At 42.9% G+C, this 1,570-nt stretch carries 4 protein-coding genes; all 4 read right to left on the bottom strand.

The window, feature by feature from the left end; genetic code table 11:
* Positions 1–388 (bottom strand): 50S ribosomal protein L9 (gene rplI, locus H5072_RS19025; RefSeq protein WP_182694458.1); only part of this gene is annotated, 388 nt, incomplete at its 3' end.
* A gap of 35 nt (positions 389–423) precedes the next feature.
* Positions 424–651, bottom strand: coding sequence for a 30S ribosomal protein S18 (gene rpsR, locus H5072_RS19030; RefSeq protein WP_002962753.1), 228 nt, complete (start codon positions 649–651; stop codon positions 424–426).
* Between the two features lie 12 nt (positions 652–663).
* The gene (priB, locus tag H5072_RS19035) at positions 664–981 is read right to left on the bottom strand and encodes a primosomal replication protein N (protein WP_004588456.1); all 318 of its coding nucleotides are present in this window, start codon (positions 979–981) and stop codon (positions 664–666) included.
* 43 nt (positions 982–1,024) lie between these two features.
* The gene (gene rpsF / locus H5072_RS19040) at positions 1,025–1,366 is read right to left on the bottom strand and encodes a 30S ribosomal protein S6 (protein WP_002962750.1); all 342 of its coding nucleotides are present in this window, start codon (positions 1,364–1,366) and stop codon (positions 1,025–1,027) included.
* Positions 1,367–1,570 lie beyond the last annotated feature (204 nt).

The raw sequence follows: 1,570 nt of genomic DNA on the forward strand, positions 1-1,570 counted from the left end.
CGTCAAATTCACCAGTCTCACGGATAGTACCTAGAGGCAAACGAACTTCTGACTTAGCAACTTCAACACCAACAGCTGAGATAGCGTCAGCGATGTCACGAGTACCGATTGAACCGAATAACTTACCTTCGTCACCAGCTTTAGATACTAATGTAACTTCTGCTAATGCTTCTAGTTTTTCAGCGCGTGCTTGTGCAGCAACTAACTGTTCAGCGATTTTCGCTTCAAGTTCTGCACGACGAGCGTCAAACGTTTCAATGTTAGCTTTAGTCGCAGGAACTGCCTTACCTTGCGGGAAAAGGAAGTTACGTGCGAAACCAGATTTAACTACAACCTGTTCACCTAGGCTACCTAGGTTAGCGATCTTATCTAGTAGAATAACTTGCATGTTTCTACACCTTTTAAAAACTGTTAATCCGCTGCTTACTTATGTAAGTCAGTGTATGGAAGAAGGGCTAAGTAGCGAGCACGCTTAATAGCAGTTGCTAGCTGGCGCTGGTATTTAGCGCTAGTACCTGTGATACGGCTAGGTACGATTTTGCCACTTTCTGTAACATAGTTTCTAAGAGTAGCTAGATCTTTGTAATCGATTTGTTGTACGCCTTCCGCTTTAAAGCGGCAGAACTTACGACGTCTGAAATAACGTGCCATGAGATTAATTCCTCAAATAATTCTTTCTATATGCTGAGCATGCAAAACCAATTGGCTAAGGCCGTTACGACCTTCGTGGCGATTTAAAAAACCACTCACTTGCAATGCCTGCCCAACGTGCAAATGTTGAGTCTGTTGTTGCATTTGCTTTCCACTGGCAACTACCTGAAGCCTCACATAACTATTACGGTTAAGGTCTGCTTCGGTTTGCATTGATTTATGTTCTACAACAAAAATACAATGCGGGATGCCAGCAGGGCTTTGGCTAAACTTGGGAGTTTTACAAACTACCCCAGATATAACCAGCTGATTCATATATGGGCTAACCATTATAATAACTGCTGACTACATGCCATGCTAGGACTCAAAACAATTAAGCAGCTGGTGCTTCTTTCTTCTCTTCTCTTGCAAGAGGAGACGCTTCAGTTACAGCATTTTTAGTACGCATAACTAAGTTACGAAGCACTGCATCGTTGTAGCGGAAAGTAGTTTCTAGCTCGCTGATTACTTCAGTAGGTGCTTCAACGTTCATAAGAACATAATGAGCTTTATGAAGCTTGTTGATTGGGTAAGCCAGTTGACGGCGGCCCCAGTCTTCAAGACGGTGGATAGTACCACCAGCTTCAGTGATAGAACCAGTATAACGTTCGATCATACCAGTTACTTGCTCACTCTGATCAGGGTGAACCATGAATACGATTTCGTAATGACGCATGGATATTCCTTACGGTTAATAGAGCCTTCTACCGTTTCGGCCGGTCGGTTTAAGGCAAGGAATTAATAGTTTAAAAGCCGAAATGAGCGCGCATTTTACGCTTAGACGGATAATTAAGCAAGCAGGTTTTTTAAGCTTTTATAGATAAGAGTTTAAAGGCAATTATTGCGAGCTTCGCTCATCCCGTTAGCAAGCCTTAGGCCT

The organism is Pseudoalteromonas sp. SR45-5 (assembly GCF_014163565.1).
Lineage (GTDB): Bacteria > Pseudomonadota > Gammaproteobacteria > Enterobacterales > Alteromonadaceae > Pseudoalteromonas > Pseudoalteromonas distincta.